The sequence below is a fragment of the Coxiella-like endosymbiont genome (genome assembly GCF_030643785.1).
In the GTDB taxonomy this organism is placed as follows: Bacteria; Pseudomonadota; Gammaproteobacteria; order Coxiellales; family Coxiellaceae; genus Coxiella.
Genome location: NZ_CP094378.1, coordinates 908,202 through 930,218, shown reverse-complemented (window position 1 = coordinate 930,218; position 22,017 = coordinate 908,202). Strand labels below are relative to the sequence as shown.

The following is a 22,017-nucleotide window of genomic DNA, read 5'->3' as shown; positions in this document are numbered from 1 at the left end:
AAACTTATTCATGTTCGGGAGCTACTCGATAAATACCGGTGGCATTGCGAAGATATCCTTTATAATCCATCCCATATCCGAATACATAATGATTTCCTACTTTTAAGCCGCTAAAATCGGCAGATATAGGACCACTAGGTAACCGAGCATCGAATTTATCTACTAAAACAGCAGAATAAACCGATTGTGCTCCTTGTTCTTTACAAAAATTAATAATAGCGCCCAAAGTGACCCCTCCATCTAAAATATCATCGACGACTACCACCGTGCGACCTTTCATTTTACAAGTAGGTTTGACTTTCCATTCTAAATTTTTACCTTTCGTATCACCGCGATAACGTGTAGCATGAATATAATCTACTTCTAAGGTAAAATCTAACCGGGGCAATAAATTTCCAAGCGGAACAATCCCTCCAACTACTACACATAAAAAAATAGGATTACAAGAAGACAGAGCTGAGCTAATTTCTATAGCCATCGTATCCAAAGCAGCCTCCACTTCTGTCTTAGAATAAAGACAGGTAGCTTTTGAAAATACTTCACGAATATGCTCAGGCAGAATCATCGGGGCATCCCCCTTTATCAGTGCTCCCTCTACCGTCGTGTTCATTATCAATTTCTCCTTTCTCTGTTTTTAAAAGTACCCCTTCCGGAAAATAAACCGATTGAGTAGGAAAAGCACATTCTGCTTCATATTGAGAAATAACATTTATAATTTCCAAAATCACTTTCTGCTGGATAACCTGAAACTTCACCCATTCCGTCGTTTTGGTGAAAGCATAGACCAACATATTCAGCGAGGAAGAGCCAAACTCAAAGAGATTCACAAACAAAGTGTGGGTAGTATCAATAGCGGGATTTTTTCGTAATCTATCTTCAATAGATTTCACTAAATCGGGGATTTTTGCCACGTCGGAATAACGCACACCCACCGTAATTTTAAGGCGTCGGTTTGTCATTTGGGAAGGATTTTCAATAGCAATATTGGATAATATGCCGTTAGGCACATAAAGCGGACGCTTATCAAACGTTCGGATGCGTGTTAAACGCCAACCGATATACTCTACTGTCCCTTCAATTTGACGATCCGGAGAGCGAATCCAATCACCCACGGAAAAAGGGCGGTCCCAATAAATCATCATCCCACCGAAAAAATTGCCCACAGTGTCCTTTGCAGCAAAACCAATTACGGCCACTCCCACCCCACCAAATGCTAATAAAGCAGATATTTTCACACCGATGGTTTGGAGAAGCATTAATAAAATGAATACAATAATGACAACGCGCATCAATTGCGCCACAGCATGTATACTGGTTTCATCGCTCACCTTACCAAGGCCATGGCGTGCTCGAGTGGTTAGGCCATCTTCCAATTGGCGAAGAAAACGCATCATAAACCAAAAAATAACGACTAGAGCGAAAATAAGGCGTGCTGAGGATGAAGCGTTTGAAAAATCACCATTGAAGACAAATACTTGAGCGATAGTAGAAGCAATGAAACTTAAGGTAATCATCCAAATGTAAATTTGGAGGGGTTGATGGAGTGCCTGTAGAAAGGAATACCGCCAAATACGGTTTTTTTGTTTAAAGCGAGGTAAAAGACGGTGAAAAATTACCCATTCCAATAAGCTTGCTCCACTTCCTAAGGCAACCAGTAAAGCAATTTTAATGATTAAATTCTGCATATGAAATTGGATAGCTCACCCCCTCATTCGTGAGCTAAGATAGTACAACAAAAAAAAGTATTTTTCGAATGGTTCTAAAAATTTCCTTCCAGTTCTCATTTCTCTAACGGAAGAGAATGTGGGAGAAAGTGAGGTGTGTGAAGGAAGAAAATTGGGTTTAGATGCTTAGGTTTAGATGCTTAATTTTGACTTAAATACGCGTAACCGTTGCTCCGATTCCTGGTTACGGTAATGGGAAAAGTCATCTAAAATCGTGATAATCCCCTGAGCGGTCATTACAAATGGTTATTAAATCGCATCCTGCCTCTAGTGCTTCACTGGCTTGGTCGGAATACCAACCCATAATAAATAGCAGCCCTCCTCCATAGTGAGATTATCGCTGATAATAATTCCGATAAATGTAAACTGTTCACGTAAGACAATTTGAAGCCAGTATGGAGAAAATCCTGTGAGTTTATCATCACAAGTATCTTTAAAAGTATCTTCAAAAGTATGATACACAACATGTGCTGGCATAATCGCATCTAATTTGTGGGTGAGAAACCTCGAAAAAGGATGTAGATCTACTTTCCATAGCATTTCACGATCACGGGAATCAACGGGTAGGCAATGGTGAGAGTCGCTCACTACCCCCCGGGGGCCGCCCCCGGCCCCGTGACCAGGGAAATGCTTACCTATACCTGATAGCTTGCATCTCGATAGCTGTATGAAGCGTCTCAATAATGAGACTGGCTAATTCCGTTACTACGGCAGGATCAGGACTGAAGCTTTGCGCTTGGCAATCACTTCTCCTTTCTTCTGATCCATATCTAAAAATAAGGATCAGATTAACCCTAATTCCTACATCTTTAATAGTAATGGTTAATTGTCATCTTTATAGTGCTGTTTTACTTGCTCAGGATCACTTACTGTGTAGATTTGGCCGAAATGGCGCATACTTCGGCAAATCTGTAAAACCTTCACGGAAGCGTTGAACACACCCGCCTTCTTGGTCCACGGCAATAAACAATGAAGCTTTCGCAGAAAGCCCTATATTTTCACAATCAACAATCGCAAATGCTAAATTGTTTATTCCTTATCTTTCGCTGGCTTATTAAAAGCACCTGGGAAATGATGTACATTCCCTTTCGTTGTGGGACTTTTAATCTTAGCAGAGCCTTGTTTTTCCATTTCGTCAATTCGCAAGATCATGTGCATGGGTATATAAGTTCGTTTTACTCCTTGAAATTCGGCTTTTAGCTTTTCCTCTGAAGGATCAACAACCACTGAGGAATTATCATTAAAAACTAACTCTTCCATTTCAATAAAGCCCATTAAGCTTTCTTCAGAAATATATCTAGCGTAAATTTCGTAAACTTTTTTGTCTTGACTAAAGATAACTTTATAAATTCGTTTTTTTCTTCCATCGTAACCTTAAAATCTTTTCATCTCATTTAAATATTGAATTTCTTCAAAGGTAGACTCTCGCTCCAAAACAGTGTTATCTTGGGAAAATCTCCCAAAACGACGAATGATATTGTAATGATGGTTGTCGAATTTAAAAAATCTTTCGTAAATGACTGGGGTTTCTGGTAGTGCCAATTCGTATAACATTTGGTATCCGCGCACGGAGATCTCCTGGTAATATAAATTTTCCGCATGTCATGTAATAAAAGTTAACCTTATTTAAAATAAGGCGGGTAAATAATATGCATGGATTTTAAAAAACGCGCAAGAGGCTGTAGTTTTCAGTTCTTATCTTGAAAAGCTTTATTACAAACTGCTATTTTCAAATAATCTACAATGCCTTCGATCAAATTTTTCCTATTGCTATCAAACCATTTTGCATGAGGCCACCGTCGAAGCCAAGTTAACTGTCGTTTAGCTAACTGACGCGTAGCAACAATTGCCTTGTACCGCATGGTTTCATAATCAGAGTCACCTTCTAAATACTGCCAGGCTTGGCGATAACCTACAGTGCGAAGCGCGGGCAAAGTAGGATTTAAATTTCGTTGATACAATTCTTTAACTTCTTCTAAAAAGCCTTCCTGCAACATTTGATCAAAACGTTTTTCAATGCGTTGGTGTAAATCTTCCCGATCAGTGGGGCTTACAATGATGTTGATAAACTGATAAGGCAAAGCCCCTAAGCGTTTTAAGTTTTGATAATCCGATAAAGGTTGTCCTGTTGTTTCATACACTTCTAACGCTCGTTGAATACGCTGGGCATCATTTTGATTAATTTGCAGAGCAAATTTTGGATCGATTTTTTTAACTTCTCATACAAAGCTAGCCAACCTTTCTCTTCTGCTTCTTTCTTAATTTTTTTCTGATCATGGGTTGGGCGATGGGCAAATCGGAAAACCCATGTTGCAATGCGTGAAAATACAACATTGTTCCCCCCACTAATAAAGGGATTCGATTTTTTGCATTAATAAGTTCGATTGCTTTTAAGGCATCTTTATAAAATTGACCAGCAGAATACGGGATTTCAGGCTCACAGATATCAATCAAATGATGAGTCGTGCTTTTTAATTCTTGAAGAGTCGGTTTTGCGGTACCAATATCAAGACCACGATACGTCATCGCTGAATCCACGCTGATAATTTCAAAGGATAAAAGTTGCGTTAAGGTAATGGCGAGTTGAGTTTTGCCGCTAGCCGTGGGACCCATTAAACAAACAACGTACTTTTCCACCTTATTGTCCACGTAAAAATAATCGATCCAATTAAATAATCGAACTAATTCTTTAACCTCAAATTACTTCCAAGTAGGCCGACTATGATTATATAACCCATCATGCATAGTTTTTTCTATATCCCGCATAAAGCTTCCATTTCTTCTAGAGTTAAACGGATAAGGGGCGCGCGAATTGCTGCATGATAAGCTAACGAGACCAGTGTAGTGTTAATTTTTCCATGCGCAAAGTAGCCCCACGTGAACAATAAGGCCCGCAAGCACATCACGAATTAATTTTTCAATATCATCTGCTTTGATTAAAGAAGGATGAGAAACAAGCAATGATTGAGTTACTATTTCCTCCTTTTCTTTTTCCTGTTTTATTTTTTCATACAAGATGCATTCATACGCTGCGCGCATGTCTACGATAACTAATCCCTCTTTATTTTGAGCGAGAATATAAATTTCATGTAATTGTGCTAACGCATAACCTAAAGGATATTCGAAATGGGGTTCTATGTATATAATTCACGATTATGTGCTATTTTCTTTTTTTCATACAAAATGATCTCTTCTTTAAGTGAAAGTGGTAAATGTGGGACATGAGCTAGAAGGATCCACTGTGAGATAAAGGATATAAACAGGGTATTGCCCACTCGATCGGAAGTCGTAAGGGCTGCTCGAAAATTCATTATTTCTTTTTCATATATATGATAAAGAGTGAATCCGATTTATTCTACTCGAATCCGAATGCTGAAATTCGGTGGTGGGCGGGCGTTCGCAAAAATTTCCTCCGTGCCGGTATGTTATAGAAAAGATCTTGAATTTCCACTGTGGTCCCTGGCGGATGGGCCGCTGGCATGGGTGAAATAACATTTTCCTCTAAGTTACTGATAAAATATGAAAAATTCGCTTCGCGTTGCCTTGAGGTTAATTGCAATCGAGCTACAGCTACAATACTAGCTAATGCCTCACCTCGGAAGCCTAAAGTAATCACGCGCTGTAAATCTTCGGCATTTTCAATTTTACTTGTCGCGTTATAACCGCTCAAGGGCTAAGGGTAAATCTTCATAATGAATTCCCCTGCCATTATCCTGGACGCGAATTTGTTTTAGGCCACCTTGGAGAATATCAATTCGAATCTGGGTTGTCTTAGCATCAATACTGTTTTCAATCAATTCTTTAACCACAGAAGCAGGCCGTTCAATCACTTCTCCAGCAGCAATTTGATTGGCGGTTTAATGGACTTAGTCGATGAATGCGCATAGCTAAATTAATTTAATGTGCTATTTGAGAGAAGAGTCTAACGAATTTTTGGAAAATCTACTAGAAAGAATTGCTATTGCGACAGCTAACTTCACTTACGCAGCTCATCGTGTCTGAGAACCTTGATGAGATCATCCTGCATGATAGGTTTTGCCATTACATCGTTCATTCCAACATCGAAGCACCGCTTGCGATCATGAGTAAAAATATGAGCGGTCATTACCACAATGGGAACATGTTTCCCTGGATCCTTTTCCCAACAAACACACTGAACGGCTTCAAATCCATCCGTGTCGAGCAAATTGATATTCATAAAAACCATCATAAAAATCATATCATAATTTTTTTTTATTTTTTCGATAAAAACATCCTGAGCACAAGAAGCAATATCGACGTGGCAGCCAATCTCCTCCAACATAATTTTAGAAATTTTTTGATTATTTTTTGATTAATTAAATTGTCTTCGACGGGGAGAACATTCATTTTAAAATCATGATCTAGTTTAGGATATAATACAAAGTTATTAACGGATTTTTTTATTAACGGCTTTTTTATCTAGCATTTTATCTAGCAAATATGAAGTTTTTTGAGTAATTACCTCTAAACTTGGAACCTATCCCAATTTCATTACTTACGTTAATAGTACTCCTTAATAGTACTTCCCCCATTTTCTCAATAAGTTCCATTTCAATAGAAAAGCCTAATCCGACACTCTCGTATTTTCGATGATATACCAAATTTACTTTTTGGAAACGATTGAAAATGGAAGAAAGATTAGATTTTTCAATGCCGATTCCTGTATCTTCTTTTCCAGGGTTTCTTACGGAGACAACGAACGTACGGTCAATTGCACATATCCCTTCTCTGTAAATTTTAGCGATCATAGCATATTAAGCTGTCCATCCTGCTCCTCCGACAAATTTCCAGACTTTAAAATCTGCGTCATACCTAAAACGGCATTTGACGAAGTTCGCAATTTATGACTCATCATGGCTAAAAAATCAGATTTACCTTGATTGGCCTCCTGTCCTGACAGCTGTTTTGTCTCACGTAATTCTTTATTCAATTCACGCAGCTGTAATTTTTCTCCGCTGATATCTTTTGAAACTCCTGCATATGTATGACACCCCTATATATACCCAATACATTTCTTATTTTCATAATGGGATAGCAGGCGGGTATATCTCTGAGCCAATAAATTTCTCCATGCGTATTAAGTATTCGATAATCAGCTCCTACAGACCTTTTTATTTTAAAATGGGTTTGCCACTCTCACTTTACCATTCGTTGTCATAACGAATTACAATCTTCTACTTTAAACCCAGATTTAAACCTAGATTTATCTATTTTTTTGTTGTTTAATTTTGGGAATTAACAAAATCTGACCTATTCGGATTCGAGTAGAATAAAGATGGTTGATTCGCTTTAAAGCGGCTAAACTTACACTAAAACGCTCAGCAATATCAGTCAAACGATTTCCTCGCGAAACCCTATAGCGTTCTTGCTGAACCCGTTGATTAAATTTGCATTCTGTAAGCCAAGTTCCTCGTGGCGGGCTATGGACGAAATAGGCTCGAATTCCTTGCATTAAAGCAGAGGCAATACGCTGCTGATAAATCGGATTTAAAAGTTTGTGCTCTTCATAAAAATTAGAAACAAAACCCGTTTCCACTAAAAGTGAGGGAATGTCTGGAGATTTCAATACCACGAAAGCGGCTTGTTCCACATGGCCATGATGCAAGCCCCCACTTGATATAAAGCATGAATGATCTCCTGTCCAATAAGCAAGCTAGCATGAATCGTAGCCGTCTGAGATAAATTGATTAAAACGGATTTGAGCAAATTATTTTTATCGCTGAGATCTACCCCGCCCATCAATTCTGATTCATTTTCATACTTAGCTAACCATCGTGCAGCTTCACTAGTTGCTCCCCGTTGAGATAACGCAAACACAGTTGCCCCATGAGCATCAGAATTTTTATAAGCATCAGCATGAATAGCAATAAACATATCGGCTCGATATTGTCGAGCAATACCTAGTCGTTGGCGAAACGTTAAATAATAATCTCCTTTCCGGGTTAAATAAGCTTTAAATCCCAGCTGCCGGTTAATGTCTTGTTGTAAATACCTTGAAATTTTTAATACAATATCTTTTTCATGAGCACCTCCCAATCCTGTTGCACCTGGATCACGTCCTCCGTGCCCTGGATCAATTACTAAAATCACATCGCGTGATCGATTAGTCGATGAGGAAAATTGGATCGGCGAAGGGGCTGTCTTTTGGGAGTGTGCATTTTTGAAAGAAGAAGGCGCCTTGGCAGAAAAATTCAAATCAATTATCCACTGAGTATCTTTTCCATGATATTCAGGTTTCAACACAAACGTTTTTATTTTCACAGAACGTTTTAAATCAAAAACAATCCGCAACTCATTTTTTTTACGGACTGCATCGCGAATTCTTTCAATAGGTATATTTTTTAACGAAGATTGATCAAAAAGCTTAACCGCATGAACGTTTGGAAAATCAAAAACCAGGCGGTCCGGATGAGATAATTGAAAATAGTGATAATAAAGCCTTGGGCTAATTCGAAATATTAAACGACAACCCAGTTTTTGAGAATAAATATGTAAGGATATGATTTCATTGTTTTTAGTAACCCCACTTAAAGGTATAAGAAAAACAATTAAAAATAGCCAATATTTTCGCATAAGCTACCTTAACAATGCTTATACGTATTTGGCAAGGGAAGGGAGGGGTCTTCAGAGTAAAAACCATAAGCTAAAATAGCCTCTAATTAAGAAAAGAATCAAACACTAAATTTGACAATACGCTTTTTACCTTGAATATCAATTTCAATCCATAAGGTAGGAGAAGGAAGAAATTTTTTAGACTTTTCAGGCCATTCTATCAATAGAATAGGATTATTTTTTAAATAATCACTTAAACCTAAATTCAAATAGTCTTCAGGTTCCTCCAGCCGATACAAATCTACGTGGATGACCTCTAAGGTCGATAATCTATAAATTTCTACTAAAGAATAGCTAGGGCTTTTAACGAAGCCTATATACCCGAGTCTCCGTAAAAATCCGCGCACTAAAGTTGTTTTCCCAGCACCCAAATCTCCTGATAAATAAATAACAGTCCCTTTTGGGTAATAATTTGCTATTTCTTCACCCAGTAAAAGCATGGCTTTCTCACTCGAAATAATTTTAGGAGTAAAAGAAATAATCAAAAGTATTTACTTCCGCTAGGATTCACATTCACTAAAGCACGCAAATGAGGGAACAAATCTGTAGCCAATAATCCTCTCTCCCCACCTTCCTCGGCAGCACGATCTGCCGCCAGCGAGTGAATAAAGACTCCCGCTTGAGCAGCCATCATGAAGCTTAATCGTTGAGCTAACAAGCCCCCAATGACACCACTTAAAATATCTCCCATACCACCGGTAGCCATGCCAGGATTTCCTGCAGAACAAACAGAAATCTCCTTTTCTTTTCCTTTAATTAAAGTGCCGGCTCCTTTTAAAACCACTACACCCCGATAACGCTGGGCCAGTTGTCGAATCGCTTCGAATCGATCGCTTTGAATTTCTTGACAAGAGACATTCAATAATCGCGAAGCCTCACCAGGATGAGGAGTTAATATCCAATCTTCTCGGTAGATAGGGTTTTCTGCCAATAAATTCAAGCCATCAGCATCAAGCACCTTAGGAATTCTCGTAAGTAATACTTTGTTTAATAACGCTTTTGCCCAGTCTGATTTTCCTAATCCTGGCCCAATTACTACTACAGTGGCTGATTCAAGGAGACTCTCTAAGTCATTCGCCTCAGCTACTTGATAACACATTAATTCGGGTCGCGATCCACTTACAATCGGTACATGCTCAGAACGAGTCGCAACAGTCACTAATCCGGCTCCCACCCGAGCAGCAGCTTCAGCCGCCATACGGACTGCTCCCCCATTCCATAATCGCCGCCAACTACTAATACATGGCCATAATTACCTTTATGAGCATCACGTTCTCGTTGGAGAGGGAGCAAAGGTTGTACGTAGGACCAATCCAATAATTGGGTATGCGTTTTTACCTGCGCAAATAAAGGATCAGGAAGACCCAATGAGGCTAATACAAGTTCACCACAATAAGCTGGTGCTCGAACGGTATATAATCCTTGTTTCAATCCTATAAAGGTGATGGTTAAATTGGCTTTTACAGCCGTTGCTTGTACTTCTCCCGTATCGGCATTAACACCCGAGGGGACATCAACTGCTAGCACAGGTTCTGCGGCTTCATTAATCGCTGTGATAATTTCAGTATAGGGTGACTGGATTTCTCCTTTTAGACCACTTCCTAAAAGGGCATCTATGATCACCCCCCTTCGAAACAAAGTGGAGAAGGAAAAGGTTGAATCGAAATGCCTTGTGTTTCACAAACCTGGGCTGCTTGAGCAGCAGGACCGCGATAGTCGGTAGGTTTGACTAGAGAATAAACCGTAACCTTAAAACCTTGCTGATGCGCCAAACGGGCGATAACCAATCCGTCGCCACCATTGTTTCCCTTTCCGCAACAAACTGTGATTTCTTTAAGGGTGGGCCAACGCTTGATCAGGCTTTTAAAAGCAGCCTCCCCGGCACGAACCATGAGCTCGTAAGCATCGATGCCAGATTCGGTTGCCAATTGCTCTAGTTCACGGATTTGGTGATTCTGATAGAGTTTGACCATTCATACCCCAGTAATGCGTATTCTATAACTAATTTTCCTCTTCAACCACAAAGTCGATTTTGCGCTCATCCAGGTCTACACGAACTACAATGACCCGAAGCGGATCACCCAGACGGTAAGTTCGGCCGCTACGCTTTCCTCGCAAGAGATGATGGATGGGGTCATAATGATAGTAATCATTCTTCAATGCCGTTACATGAACCAAACCTTCAACATAGATTTTGTCTAATTCCACAAATACACCGAATCCAGTAACATCCAAGATGCGGCCATCAAACGCTTGACCCACTTTATTCAGCATATACTCACATTTCAGCCAATCTACCGCATCTCGGGTGGCTCGATCCGCTCGCCGCTCCGACATGGAGCAATGTTCACCCAAAACTGTCAACTTTAGTTCATCATAAGGGAACTTCTTCACTGATTTTTTTGCAACCGGTGACAAACTCCCCGGTGAACAATTAAGTCAGGATAACGTCGAATAGGAGAAGTAAAATGACAGTACCCTTCATAGGATAAACTGAAATGACCTACGTTCTCGGGAGTGTAAATAGCTTGACGCAAGGAGCGTAACATAACGGTTTGTATCAAGTGTGCATCAGGACGTTTTTCAATTCGAAGTAATAATTTTGCATAATCCATAGACGTTGGCTTATCCCCTCCAGTTAATCGAAGTCCAAATGCCCGAAGAAATTGCTTAAGATCGTGCAATTTTTGTTCGTCCGGTCCTTCATGAACTCGATATAAAGTGGGGATATTTCCTTCCTGCAAGAAATGCGAAGCTGACACATTGGTAATTAACATGCACTCTTCAATGATCCGATGCGCTTCATTACGAACCACTGGAACGATCCGTTTAATTTTACCTCTCTGATCAAATTCAATTCGAGTCTCAGTCGTATTGAATTCAATGGTTCCCCGTTTTACCCGTTGTTTTAATAATTTTTGATACAACCTATATAAATTTTTAATGTGGGGTATCATTTCTGAATTTTTGGTTTTTTCACCTCGCAACATGGCTGCCACTTGGTTATAAGTTAATCGAGCGTGAGAATGAATAACTGCCCGATAAAACTGATAGGTTTTTATTTGCCCTTCCGAGGAAATATGCATTTCGCAAACGACGGCTAATCGATCTTGGTGGGGGCGAAGCGAACAGAGATTATTTGACAGCGCTTCTGGCAACATAGGTATAACTTTTTCCGGAAAATATACCGAATTACCCCGTACTTCGGCTTCTTGATCTAAGGTGCTGCCTAATTTTACATAATGTGCAACATCAGCAATAGCTACATAAAGCACGAATCCGTTTTTTGTCGGTTTACAATAAACAGCGTCATCAAAATCCTTAGCGTCTTCCCCGTCGATGGTTACTAATGCCAGATGGCGTAAATCATTTCGTTCCGCTTTATCGTGCTCCAGTACCTCAACAGATAACTGTTTTGCTTCTCGGAGTACTTCCGCAGACCATTGATAAGGAAGTTCATAGGAACGAATAGCAAGTTCTACCTCCATGCCCGGAGTTAGGTGATCACCAAGAATTTCTATTATTCGTCCTAATGCTTGTCGTCGTTTGCTTGGTTGTGCTGTTATTTCAGCAACGACGAATTGGCCAGGTTGAGCTTTACCCTGCTGTCCGAAAGGAATTAAAATTTCCTGAGTGATTAGCTTATTATCCGGATCAACAAAAGCAATACCACTTTCTTCAAAATAGCGCCCTACAACTTGGTGAGTATTTCGCTCCAATACCTCAACAATGGCCCCCTCACGTCTTCGCTCTCCTCGATTGGTAAGGCGAACTAAAACCACGTCATCCGTAAATACTATACGAATTTCTCGGGCTGGCAAAAAAATATCTCCCGAGCCATTGTCGGGAATTAAAAATCCAAAACCATCTCGATGAGCTTGAACACGCCCTCGAATTAATTCCATTTCTTGAACTAAAGCATAACTACCACATCGATTTGTGATAAGCTGACCATCCCGAGTCATTGCCACTAAGCGTCGATGCAATCCTTCTTTTTCTTCTGATTTTTTCAACTCAAAAGCTGTTAGTAAATGTTTGAAACTAACCGGGCGATTGATTTCTTTCAAATATTGGATAATAAGTTCTCTGCTGGGAACGGGATGCTTATATAAAGACGCTTCCCGCTCATGGTAGGGATCCTTTTTTCGATAGGGTTTAACCACTGACTCCCCCTTTTGATTGACTTTTCGCGAGTTAGATAATAACTCATCTATACTATTTATTATAATTACAAATCAAAGGAGATGAATCAAAGGAGAAAAGAAATAGATAAAATCCTTATGGTTAGTTGCTTCTTTGCTGCCATGTCGGGATGTGCGGAATACAATCACCTTTCCCACCCGAAATCCACTTATTGAGTGCGGGTTGCAAAAACTGTTGTGCTTCTTTCTGAGTTTATACTCGTTAGTCCCATGGCTTCATAATCATTCCAGCTAATATTGTATTTATAGTTCCAAAGCCATTAATTACGAAATAATTCTTAAGTGAAGGAAGTTAAAATTTGAGCGTAATCATCCGAATAAGTCTCAATATCATCAATATTGGCGTATTGGGGGGCATTGGGGTTTGAATAAATAAAACTCCTTGATTCTTCTTCAGGGGCTACTAGTTCTGAAGTGGTATTAGTATAAAAAAGAAAACAACTCGCTAAAACCGCAATAGCTAAAACAACAATTAATGGATGATGATCCAAAACAGCTGATAATCACCGAGAACAAAATTGCTTCATGCGATCGAATGTCCGATCAACCCATTGAACATAAGGTTGCTTTTTAATATTGGGAATTAATAATCGAGAACACATCCTTGGTGACAAGGTTAGTGCAATAATTCCGTATACAATCACAGTTCTTGTTAAAGTAAATGCGAATTCAGTAAAGAGAGCTCTTGTTAACCCTGTCATAAATCCAATCGAAACATAAACTGCTGCCAGTGTTAACGTCATAGAAATGATAGGTAAAACAATTTCTCGGGCTCCTTTAATAGCCTGCATGAAAACCATTCATCCTTTCTTCAACATGTTGAAACACATTTTTAACAACAATAATCGTATCATCAACAACTAAGCCAATCGCTAACACCATCGCTAATAATGTCAATAAATTAATTGAATAACCTAAGAACCACACAAAAAAAACAAACACTGATTAAAAAAGTAGAATAGTAACTACAGGAATGGTCATGGGCCGGATGGAATCTAGCAAAATAAAAATAACAACAATTATATATAGTTTCTAGAATAGTTTTTAAAACTTCAAAAATTGAATCTCTAATGTATAAGGTCGGATAATATTTTTTTAACGCGCGCCCGATGTCATGTATTCAAATTAGAGTATTTTTTTCTTGTTTGATTACTAAGTTCCAAACGACTGGATGTTTTGAACGTCGGTCTTTGCTTGAATGTAAAGCGTAATAAAATCATTTTTTTATTTGTTTCTCCGCTCCACTGATTGAAAATTATTAGCTAACAAAGCATCAACTACATCTTCAGGAGTCACATTAAGAGCAGCCATGCGTCGAGTATCTAACCAAATTCGCATAGCAAAAAAGGTTCACCACTAAAATCCACACTTGGGAGACCAAAAAAACCGTTTCAATTTTAGGTTGAACGACTCGAGTCAAATAATCATTAATTTGCACCGTAGTCATTTGATCACTTGTAAAACCAATATACATTAATGCTGTTTGCGTTTCCGTTAGTTTTTGAATAACGGGCAATTAAGATTCTTTAGGCAGATCATTTTGCACTTGAGCAACATCACTCATAATATCAGTAAAAGCAACGTTAGAGTGAAAATTAAGTTTAATAAACATTAATTTTGCTGGTACCTTGAGTGCTCGTGGAGGTCATCTAATTGATACCTTTAGAGCCAGCAATTGATTTTTCAATTTGAGTTGTAATAAAACCTTCTACTAATGAAGCTGATTCCCCCAGATAAGAGGTGCTGATTGTAATGAGTGTATTATCCATTTTTGGGTATTGGCGTACCTCCATTTTCGTAATGGCATGCAACCCAAAAATGAAAATAATCACACTCACCACAACGGCGAGAATGGGTCGCGCAATAAATATGTTAGTAAATCTGGTTATTAGCTTCCTGTCAAAGTTGCAGATTTCGATGCTTGTTTATAATACCACACTATTATGAATTTTAACGGGGTGGTACCGTCCTGCAGTTTATTTTGACCTGAAGTCATTACTTATTCGCCAGCCTTTATACCTTTTTATAATTACTTTATTATTTTCTATATCACCAATCGCTGCTGCTCGTTACCGAGAAATCAAAACAGAATTGTCTTTTGCATCTGTGCCCAATTCCACAAAAAATACTGTATCACCATATAAAGAATAACTAACGGCCGTTTGCGGGACAGTAATTACTTGTTTTTCTTCTGGCAAGTAAACCGTTACTTCGACAAATACTCGGGGATAAAGACAATAATTCTCATTGGGAAGCGTCCCTTGAAGATTAATATTACGAGTTTCTTCAGTGATTTCTTCAGTGACAAGCACATTAATAGCCGTAATTTTTTAATTCAACAACGAATCTTTCAAATATTGTTAGAGTAAAGAAAAATTCACGTATAAAGAATTCAGTGATTGCAAGCTAACTAGATTTTCTCCTACATTAACATATTGGGCCCAAATTAATCTGTCAAATATCAATTTTTCTGGGAAAAGAAGCACGAACATTTTTTTGACTGATAGCAACTAATATAGATTGTTAATTTGAGCTTCGGATCGCTGTAAATTTTCCAACGCTTGATCATAATCGCTTTGCGAAATTGCAACTACCTTAAATAAAGCTGCTCTTTGCCCATAAACAATTCGATTTAAGTTGAGTGTTGTGCTTGTTTTTTAAATTTTGGATATCCGTAGAATTATCGAGCTAAATTAAGAATTTCCCTCTTTCAACTAATTTACCGGATTCAAAATTAATTCCTATAATTGTTCCGATCACTTCTGAGCTGACATTGACGCCGTTTATTCCTGCTAAACTACTACCTACCGACGTTAATACTAGCTGCCAATTTTCACGGATTGCTTTCGTCACTGAGACGGTATAACAAGTGGAGGAACATATCCTCTCTTCAGTAACTCTTTTAATAAGATAACCCCCGCAGGGCGGCATGGAAAAGTAAAACTAAGAGTAATATCAGGATTAAAACAGAAACAACAATAACACAAACCAAATCAGGCCCTTGCGTTTTGTCATTTTAAGATACACCCCTGTAAGATGCTTCCTGCCAATAAAATAATCCTATGATATCATTATATATCAAAGTTTCTTAGTTTCTTAATAAGCCCCGGTGGCACAGTTGGATAGCGCAGTCTCCTCCTAAGAGACAGGTCGCAGGTTCAAATCCTGTCCGGGGCACCATTATAAAAATTGAGGTAATTAATTATGGTCACACGAATTGAAAAGGATAGTATGGGGGAAATTGAAGTTCCCGCTGATAAGTATTATGGAGCACAATCCCAGCGTTCATTAATTAATTTCGCCATCGGCCGAGAAACTATGCCGCCTGAGCTTATTCGAGCTTTTGGAATTTTAAAAAAGGCGGCTGCCCTCACTAACAATGAATTGGGTAAACTCTCTTCAGAAATTTTAACTTATATTATTCAAGCGGCTGACGAAGTTATCGAAGGTAAATTAAACGACCATTTTCCACTGAAAGTATGGCAAACCGGCAGTGGCACCCAAACTAATATGAATATTAATGAGGTTATTAGCAACCGAGCTATTGAATTAGCAGGTGGAAAACTCGGAAGCAAAAATCCTATTCATCCCAATGATGATGTTAATAAATCCCAATCATCAAATGATACCTTTCCAACCGTCATGCATATTGCTTGTGCTGAAATGATCGCTCATCAACTTATACCAGCTGTAAAAACCTTACGGAATACCTTGCAAGAAAAATCCAATGCTTTCGCTCATATTATTAAAGTAGGGCGAACTCATTTACAAGATGCTGTCCCTCTTACTTTAGGCCAAGAATTTTCAGGTTATGTGGCGCAATTGGATCATAGTTTAGAAGCAATTACTAATGTTTTACTTGTTCTTTATCGATTAGCATTAGGGGGAACTGCCGTTGGTACAGGGCTAAATGCGCCACCCCAATTTGCTGAAAAAGTAACGGAACATATTGCAAAATTGACAAAATTATCTTTTTACTCTGCTCCCAATAAATTTGGAGCATTAGCAGCACACGATGAAATTGTGTTGGTGAGCGGGGTTTTAAAAACACTCGCTTGCTCATTAATGAAAATTGCTAATGATATTAGGTGGTTAGCCTCGGGACCTCGTTGTGGAATTGGAGAAATTTTTATTCCGGAAAATGAACCAGGCTCCTCGAGCATGCCAGGAAAAGTAAATCCAACCCAATCTGAAGCTCTAACAATGGTATGCGTACAAGTAATGGGAAACGACGCGACAATTACGATTGCAGGATCTCAGGGTAATTTTGAATTAAATGTTTTCAAACCAGTAATGGCATACAATTTAATTCAATCCATCTATTTATTGACAGATAGTTGCCGCTCTTTCAATGATCATTGCGCCATTGGTATTGAACCGCATAAAGAAAAAATTGATGCCTATCTTAGAAATTCTTTAATGCTCGTGACTGCCTTAAACCAAATTATTGGTTACGATAAAGCATCTGAAATCGCCAAGAAAGCTTATAAAGAGGGACTCACACTTAAAGAAGCCGCGTTGAAATTAAAATATTTGACGGCCGAAGAGTTTGAGAAAGCTATTAATTCTCAAAAAATGGTGGGACTTTAAAATTTCTATAATCGATTACCGATACGGTGCCAACGGACACGGCGGTTGTGAGAATCCCAACTCATCCACACAAATAAAGTACGTCCAATAAAGGCATTGGCTGAGACAAATCCCCATGACCGGCTATCATCGCTGTCATCTCGATTATCGCCCATTACGAAATATTTACCTTTAGGTACTAAAAGGTCTTTAAAATTTTGAGCGAAGCGATCGGGGCGACAGAGAATTAAATGCTTAATCCCATCTAGATTTTCTTCATACTCTTTAGCTTTCCAGGTTTTACCATCATCACCAATTTCAAGTGTATCCTTGATAAATCTCTGAGAAATCTTTTTGCCGTTAATAGAGAGAACTTTGTTTTGATAACTAATATGATCGCCGGGAAGTCCAATAACACGTTTGACAAAAGTAACAGCTGGATTAACCATCCATCGGAGCAAAGCGATTTGTCCTCTCTTAGGCTCGCCGATAGTAACAAATTTTTTATTCCATAAGGGAAAATATAATCCATAATTATATTGATTAACTAAAATTAAATCCCCCGGCATAATCGTGGGCTCTAAAGATCCCGTCGGAACTCGGTAAGGTTGGAATAATAATGAGCGAATAATTAATACAATTAATAAAATAGGGAAAAAAGAACGTGCATAATCGATAATCAGTGGATGTTTACCATTTTTCTCGATAGGTATTTTTTTTACGCGACGCCATATAATATCAACTAAGCAAATTATCCCAGAAAAAATAGTCAATAACGATAAAATATTAAGAAAATCAAAAACCATTTTAATTAAGTTCTCTTATTAAATGTTAGGGACAGCATAAATAGCAATGCCTCGGAAAATATAGGAGGATAACTCTCCTTTTACGGCCCCAGGGATAGTATGGCCAAACAGAGTCACGATAATTCCATTAGCCCCACCTTGTGCCGCCATTTTTTTGACATATTGTTGAATTTGCGCCTCTCCCTCCGGAGTAGCTTCTTTCGAAGAATATTCAACATTCATATAACCGAGCTGTTTATATGCATACAGGACTGTTACGGGATTATAAAAATTCACTTGGTCCAGAGAAGTAGGCACGGCTAGCGGAGCCGTTGGCAAAAAAATACCTTGAGGGGCAAGCTTAAGTGGTGGAACCGATAAATAAACAGCAATTACTACAATTAAAGCAATCACTACAGCAACGATACTGCGCTTGGTAGCATCTAAATCCAATGCTATTTCTCCGCTTTTCAAACTTTAACGATCCACACTTTATCACGCAGTCTAAAGAAATCCAAGAATTTAGGAGTTATGTTTAGTGGTAAATATGAGCAATGCTTTGTAAAATTTCTCCTATTCGTATATTCGTACCTCATGATACTACCAAGTTACCTGCTCTTTCCCAACTAAAGCCTCTAAATTATTCTTAATAAAGATTTCATTTATCATTAAGGAATCAACAAGGTATAAACGCCGGCTGGGTTTGTGGTCCAACGGAGTATCTCAGGATTTAATTAATGAATTACCTTTGGTGAAACTCCAGCTAACCGCGCAGCTACACCGCGATCAATTTGAGAATTCGTATTAAAAGAGGAAAAATAAGGGCAATCGGGGGGTATAGGGCTGAGGGCTGCATTTCTAATAATAAACGCCTAATAAACGCCAGAGCTAATAAAACGCCAGAGCTAATAATTTTGGTACATACTCCCAAGAGTCTCATTAGGGAGAGTGGTGGGGCAAGTCCCAGAAATTGGTGCTACAGCCCATACGTGCGTTGTATTGTTGAGAGCTACTTGGTGCACGTCAACTCCTGCATCATAAGGCGGCCATAGTGGCCATCCAATCATGAAAAGTACTCTGTAAATAGAGATAAATAATTTAAAGCAGCCTGAGAGTAGCTACTACAGTGCCTCTCCTGGCGTCATACCACCAATTGATCTCGAGCTATAAACTGGATGCCGTACCCGGCATCATCTGCGATAAATCTGTAGAGCTCCCACTGCTGAATAAGCAAAATGGATCATAACCCCTTTCGAGCATCGGCAACAGTGCAAATTCGGCAGGCATATTATGCCTTTGTTAAGTTTGCTCATATACATAGTAAATATAGGGAACAGTATTGATAGGGAACAGCATTGGAGAGCATTTGGTTTAAAATTTGCTTGTGACTCGAAAACCATATAAGAATACGCAGGACATCGGTAACACTGCACTAGCAATTCTCAACAGCAATAAAAGGTTATGCTACGGTTATGCTAATAATCTTCCTCATTCCCCCCCTTTTTTTAATCTCTTATTAAATGTACCCTAGGAAGCTTAAAGTAGTATTAACACTCTCCCCTTAAAGGACGAAAATGAGCTTTTTATTTTGTCGTGTACAGAGTAGAGTACACTCAGGACTAGAAGAAAAAGTTTCCGCGAAATCAGATTCGGTGGGATACTCAGAAGGCCCACTGGTAGAATTAAAAAGCCGATTACAATTCTCTGTTTGAGAAACTACACTGCCCTTAGCCTCCAGGAGTCCTAACTCTTGCATCTTTTAATTCAGCCAATTTTCCAAACACTCGTGGTTATTTTTCCTCGCTACATCAAGATCAGTAGAAACCTGACGATTCTTACCAAATTGATTAATTTCTATGGTGATTAACAATTTTCGTTGTATTGATTAAAAACTAACAATACTTGTTTATAGTTCTCCGAGATATATTGAAAGATTTTCTTGGCAAGTTCAAAGTGGCGCTAATTACATTTACATGCTGTAAAAAATGCCATATTACAGAAATTAATATCTTAAAATTTTTTGGGTTTAATAGCTCTGTACCAAGCTATAGTTTTTCGCGCATTATTTTCAATCGCTTTATAAAAAGGTTTTGGATTTTCAACCCACTGATCGAATACCTCTTAGGGGATTATCTCCTGAAGCCATTCAACAATAGTGATATGATTGTGTTTACGTGATTTTTTAAATAGTTTTTTATAATTCGCTAATTCATTTGAATCAATCCGATTATCAGTAATCATATCAGCATGATAAGATTTTACAGCTTCTAACCGTCTTTTTTTACAATCTCGCATTAAATCTTCTATAGAAGATTTCGAGAGTACCCATTCCTCACAAGGAAGAAAGGAAGACTTGTGGAAAAGAACCATTCTTCCTATGGAAGAATAGATGATCTTTCTTTTATACTCTTTATTTCTGGAAGCACCTCTTGATAAAACCAAGTCAAAATTTCCCTACTATCGGAGTTACTAACTCCTCTCATAGCATCTCTATAATTATTTACAAATTATAGAAGTATGAGTCTATATATATATTATATTCAGATATTCTTCGCTCAAAGTATCCTGAACAGCATTAATAATAACTTCCAGAGATACATTCTTCTTTTGACCCAATTTCAACAGGAACATTTTCCACAAATTTAACAACTTCAAATTCTTCTGTAATTTCTTCATCATCAACCTGTTCATTAAATTCTGGATTATCCCCTCCATTTCTAATTAATTCCATAGCTTCAACCACTTGATCAACGCTTATTTTTCACTTCAGGTAACATTGAAGATAAGTCAAGCATTCTCTTAATTCCTTCATGATCAATGAAGGAATATATCTAGCTATCTGTGTTCTTTTTGACAAGCAATATATAAAGAATCCCCATAACTAAGTGATCTATCTTCCTTGATAAATAATTTTTATAATTGTTAATCATTAAACACGAGTTCTTCTTTAATTATTTTTTTCTAAATCCGAAAAAACTTCAGCAGCGATTTCTCTTGTAAATTCCTTAAGGGTAGATAAAAAATCTTCTAAATTTCTGGGATATTTTAGGGATATCATCAAAGACATTTTTTCTATATCCATACCTGTAAAGATATTCTCATTTAATTAACTCGCTTATATCTATTTTAAGTTAGAAAAACCTTCCGATTTTCGGGACCCCCATTCTCTCTTAACCCCCAACGGGGATATTCATTCGGAAGTATTTATTGAAATATACTTATAGTTTTGATACGGTATACCTTATGGAGAAACAAAACGATACATCACTCGTTTAATTGAGATCGATCTCGGCCATCGAGAAATGGACGAGCATTTTAAATACTATTCTATTCACGGAAATTGGGTTAAAATCGAACTAAATTTTAGTTTACGGCCCAGACTCATTGGTTATTGCATTTCCCAGGAAATCTTTCTAGCTATGCAGATTTCGTTTAGTGATTTCCCTCATCTTAAAATCTTTTATATCCGACTTTATGAAACGCCCAATTTCTGAGTTGATATTTACGAAAAAAGTATTTCTGAAGAAGAAAGAAAATTTTTTTGATTGTCGTTATAAAAAATCATTAATTTATATAAAATTGAAGAGCAATTAAACTTTTTACAAGAAAAAAATAATTTTGACCGAGCAAATAAAAATATCTCTGATCACGTAGATGAGGAATATTTAGAAATAGCGGAAGCGTCACTTAAAAAAATTGTTTTCGATTATGCTTAAAATTTTGCTTATTGACACCAAAAACGGTTACAACCTCGAAATACTGTATGGACGCTATAAATAACAACCCAAAGCCTATCGTTTTCCCAATATCAATCCTAAAAATGATATCTATATGATTGGACTAAGTAAAAGTTCGCAGTTTATGTGCCCAGCATCTTTTTCCGATCGAAGGAGATTTATGGTGCAGTGTTATGTATGAGAGTAAACTATTAGGCTCATCTAAATTCAAGTGTATCATTCAAGCGTATCGTAGATTGAGTAATGGCAAAACCTCAAATTCAAAAAGAAGCCATTGAGGAAGTAACTGATGTTTTGGAGCAATTAATTTAACCAAAAGGTGTAAGAATTTATATGATGGCAAGGTATTCCTTGTATGCTATGGAGT

General features: G+C 38.0%; 27 protein-coding genes, 1 tRNA gene and 3 pseudogenes. 2 read left to right on the top strand and 29 right to left on the bottom strand.

What is annotated here, in order from left to right; translation table 11 throughout:
• Window positions 1-4 precede the first annotated feature (4 nt).
• The 25 genes and pseudogenes from MRH55_RS04870 to MRH55_RS04740 all read right to left on the bottom strand — a co-directional run bounded on the left by MRH55_RS04870 (window position 5) and on the right by MRH55_RS04740 (window position 15,412).
• The gene (locus MRH55_RS04870) at window positions 5-565 is read right to left on the bottom strand and encodes a hypoxanthine-guanine phosphoribosyltransferase (RefSeq protein ID WP_304986138.1); all 561 of its coding nucleotides are present in this window, start codon (window positions 563-565) and stop codon (window positions 5-7) included.
• Window positions 552-1,685 (bottom strand): mechanosensitive ion channel family protein, encoded by a 1,134-nt coding sequence (locus tag MRH55_RS04865; RefSeq protein WP_304985139.1) that lies wholly within the window; start codon window positions 1,683-1,685, stop codon window positions 552-554. Before MRH55_RS04865 ends, MRH55_RS04870 begins: the two co-directional genes overlap by 14 nt.
• Window positions 1,686-1,991: 306 nt before the next feature.
• Window positions 1,992-2,312 carry a glycoside hydrolase family 3 N-terminal domain-containing protein gene (locus tag MRH55_RS04860; protein WP_304985138.1) on the bottom strand — a complete coding sequence of 107 codons (321 nt, stop codon included), beginning with the start codon at window positions 2,310-2,312 and terminating at the stop codon, window positions 1,992-1,994.
• A gap of 441 nt (window positions 2,313-2,753) precedes the next feature.
• Window positions 2,754-3,074, bottom strand: a complete 321-nt coding sequence (locus tag MRH55_RS04855; RefSeq protein ID WP_304986137.1) for a DUF1820 family protein — start codon at window positions 3,072-3,074, stop codon at window positions 2,754-2,756.
• 24 nt (window positions 3,075-3,098) lie between these two features.
• Entirely contained in the window at window positions 3,099-3,278 is a 180-nt protein-coding gene (locus tag MRH55_RS04850; protein ID WP_304986136.1) for a DUF924 family protein, read from the bottom strand.
• Window positions 3,279-3,412: 134 nt separating this feature from the next.
• A pseudogene (gene miaA, locus MRH55_RS08040) lies at window positions 3,413-4,337 on the bottom strand (tRNA (adenosine(37)-N6)-dimethylallyltransferase MiaA).
• Window positions 4,338-4,571: 234 nt separating this feature from the next.
• Window positions 4,572-4,772: a hypothetical protein gene (locus MRH55_RS04835; protein ID WP_369421532.1), complete on the bottom strand. Its 201-nt coding sequence runs from the start codon at window positions 4,770-4,772 to the stop codon at window positions 4,572-4,574.
• 340 nt (window positions 4,773-5,112) lie between these two features.
• Window positions 5,113-5,569, bottom strand: a pseudogene (gene mutL / locus MRH55_RS07810) (DNA mismatch repair endonuclease MutL); the annotation flags it as partial.
• Window positions 5,570-5,700: 131 nt separating this feature from the next.
• Window positions 5,701-6,027 carry a response regulator gene (locus MRH55_RS04820; RefSeq protein WP_304985134.1) on the bottom strand — a complete coding sequence of 109 codons (327 nt, stop codon included), beginning with the start codon at window positions 6,025-6,027 and terminating at the stop codon, window positions 5,701-5,703.
• A gap of 145 nt (window positions 6,028-6,172) precedes the next feature.
• Window positions 6,173-6,493: an ATP-binding protein gene (locus MRH55_RS04815; RefSeq protein ID WP_304985133.1), complete on the bottom strand. Its 321-nt coding sequence runs from the start codon at window positions 6,491-6,493 to the stop codon at window positions 6,173-6,175.
• Window positions 6,490-6,675 (bottom strand): histidine kinase dimerization/phospho-acceptor domain-containing protein, encoded by a 186-nt coding sequence (locus tag MRH55_RS04810; protein ID WP_304985132.1) that lies wholly within the window; start codon window positions 6,673-6,675, stop codon window positions 6,490-6,492. Before MRH55_RS04810 ends, MRH55_RS04815 begins: the two co-directional genes overlap by 4 nt.
• Window positions 6,676-6,948: 273 nt before the next feature.
• Window positions 6,949-7,350, bottom strand: a complete 402-nt coding sequence (locus tag MRH55_RS04805; RefSeq protein ID WP_304985131.1) for an N-acetylmuramoyl-L-alanine amidase family protein — start codon at window positions 7,348-7,350, stop codon at window positions 6,949-6,951.
• Window positions 7,308-8,318 (bottom strand): N-acetylmuramoyl-L-alanine amidase, encoded by a 1,011-nt coding sequence (locus MRH55_RS04800; RefSeq protein ID WP_304985130.1) that lies wholly within the window; start codon window positions 8,316-8,318, stop codon window positions 7,308-7,310. Before MRH55_RS04800 ends, MRH55_RS04805 begins: the two co-directional genes overlap by 43 nt.
• Before the next feature lie 98 nt (window positions 8,319-8,416).
• Complete coding sequence (gene tsaE / locus MRH55_RS04795; protein WP_304985129.1) at window positions 8,417-8,842, bottom strand: tRNA (adenosine(37)-N6)-threonylcarbamoyltransferase complex ATPase subunit type 1 TsaE; 426 nt, start codon at window positions 8,840-8,842, stop codon at window positions 8,417-8,419.
• Window positions 8,839-9,555 (bottom strand): NAD(P)H-hydrate dehydratase, encoded by a 717-nt coding sequence (locus tag MRH55_RS04790; RefSeq protein WP_304985128.1) that lies wholly within the window; start codon window positions 9,553-9,555, stop codon window positions 8,839-8,841. The genes tsaE and MRH55_RS04790 overlap by 4 nt, the downstream gene beginning before the upstream one ends.
• Complete coding sequence (locus MRH55_RS04785; RefSeq protein ID WP_304985127.1) at window positions 9,516-9,980, bottom strand: NAD(P)H-hydrate epimerase; 465 nt, start codon at window positions 9,978-9,980, stop codon at window positions 9,516-9,518. The genes MRH55_RS04790 and MRH55_RS04785 overlap by 40 nt, the downstream gene beginning before the upstream one ends.
• Window positions 9,977-10,330 (bottom strand): NAD(P)H-hydrate epimerase, encoded by a 354-nt coding sequence (locus MRH55_RS04780; protein ID WP_304985125.1) that lies wholly within the window; start codon window positions 10,328-10,330, stop codon window positions 9,977-9,979. The genes MRH55_RS04785 and MRH55_RS04780 overlap by 4 nt, the downstream gene beginning before the upstream one ends.
• A gap of 28 nt (window positions 10,331-10,358) precedes the next feature.
• Window positions 10,359-12,520, bottom strand: a pseudogene (gene rnr / locus MRH55_RS04770) (ribonuclease R).
• 317 nt (window positions 12,521-12,837) lie between these two features.
• On the bottom strand, window positions 12,838-13,050 hold the full coding sequence (locus MRH55_RS04765) for a hypothetical protein (protein WP_304985122.1): 213 nt from the start codon (window positions 13,048-13,050) through the stop codon (window positions 12,838-12,840).
• Window positions 13,051-13,062: 12 nt separating this feature from the next.
• Window positions 13,063-13,350 (bottom strand): efflux RND transporter permease subunit, encoded by a 288-nt coding sequence (locus tag MRH55_RS04760; RefSeq protein ID WP_304985121.1) that lies wholly within the window; start codon window positions 13,348-13,350, stop codon window positions 13,063-13,065.
• A complete protein-coding gene (locus tag MRH55_RS04755) occupies window positions 13,337-13,501 on the bottom strand; it encodes an efflux RND transporter permease subunit (RefSeq protein WP_304985120.1) in 165 nt (54 codons plus the stop codon). The genes MRH55_RS04760 and MRH55_RS04755 overlap by 14 nt, the downstream gene beginning before the upstream one ends.
• Before the next feature lie 707 nt (window positions 13,502-14,208).
• Window positions 14,209-14,397 (bottom strand): efflux RND transporter permease subunit, encoded by a 189-nt coding sequence (locus MRH55_RS04750; RefSeq protein ID WP_304985119.1) that lies wholly within the window; start codon window positions 14,395-14,397, stop codon window positions 14,209-14,211.
• A 231-nt stretch (window positions 14,398-14,628) separates the two neighbouring features.
• Window positions 14,629-14,871: an efflux RND transporter periplasmic adaptor subunit gene (locus MRH55_RS04745; protein ID WP_304985118.1), complete on the bottom strand. Its 243-nt coding sequence runs from the start codon at window positions 14,869-14,871 to the stop codon at window positions 14,629-14,631.
• A gap of 198 nt (window positions 14,872-15,069) precedes the next feature.
• Entirely contained in the window at window positions 15,070-15,186 is a 117-nt protein-coding gene (locus tag MRH55_RS08165; protein ID WP_500784518.1) for a hypothetical protein, read from the bottom strand.
• A gap of 61 nt (window positions 15,187-15,247) precedes the next feature.
• Window positions 15,248-15,412 carry a hypothetical protein gene (locus MRH55_RS04740; protein ID WP_304985117.1) on the bottom strand — a complete coding sequence of 55 codons (165 nt, stop codon included), beginning with the start codon at window positions 15,410-15,412 and terminating at the stop codon, window positions 15,248-15,250.
• A gap of 250 nt (window positions 15,413-15,662) precedes the next feature.
• On the opposite strand from MRH55_RS04740, the gene MRH55_RS04735 reads away from it, so the two are divergent.
• Both MRH55_RS04735 and fumC read left to right on the top strand, forming a co-directional pair.
• Window positions 15,663-15,739 (top strand) — tRNA-Arg (locus tag MRH55_RS04735).
• A 24-nt stretch (window positions 15,740-15,763) separates the two neighbouring features.
• Window positions 15,764-17,149: a class II fumarate hydratase gene (fumC, locus tag MRH55_RS04730; protein WP_304985116.1), complete on the top strand. Its 1,386-nt coding sequence runs from the start codon at window positions 15,764-15,766 to the stop codon at window positions 17,147-17,149.
• Window positions 17,150-17,154: 5 nt separating this feature from the next.
• Here the strand turns inward: fumC and lepB are convergent, their stop codons facing one another.
• The 4 genes from lepB to MRH55_RS04710 all read right to left on the bottom strand — a co-directional run bounded on the left by lepB (window position 17,155) and on the right by MRH55_RS04710 (window position 20,656).
• A complete protein-coding gene (gene lepB, locus MRH55_RS04725) occupies window positions 17,155-17,934 on the bottom strand; it encodes a signal peptidase I (RefSeq protein ID WP_304985115.1) in 780 nt (259 codons plus the stop codon).
• An 18-nt stretch (window positions 17,935-17,952) separates the two neighbouring features.
• Entirely contained in the window at window positions 17,953-18,366 is a 414-nt protein-coding gene (locus MRH55_RS04720; RefSeq protein WP_304985114.1) for a hypothetical protein, read from the bottom strand.
• 452 nt (window positions 18,367-18,818) lie between these two features.
• Window positions 18,819-18,980: a hypothetical protein gene (locus MRH55_RS04715; protein ID WP_304985113.1), complete on the bottom strand. Its 162-nt coding sequence runs from the start codon at window positions 18,978-18,980 to the stop codon at window positions 18,819-18,821.
• 1,508 nt (window positions 18,981-20,488) lie between these two features.
• Window positions 20,489-20,656 (bottom strand): hypothetical protein, encoded by a 168-nt coding sequence (locus MRH55_RS04710; protein ID WP_304985112.1) that lies wholly within the window; start codon window positions 20,654-20,656, stop codon window positions 20,489-20,491.
• Between the last annotated feature and the right edge of the window lie 1,361 nt (window positions 20,657-22,017).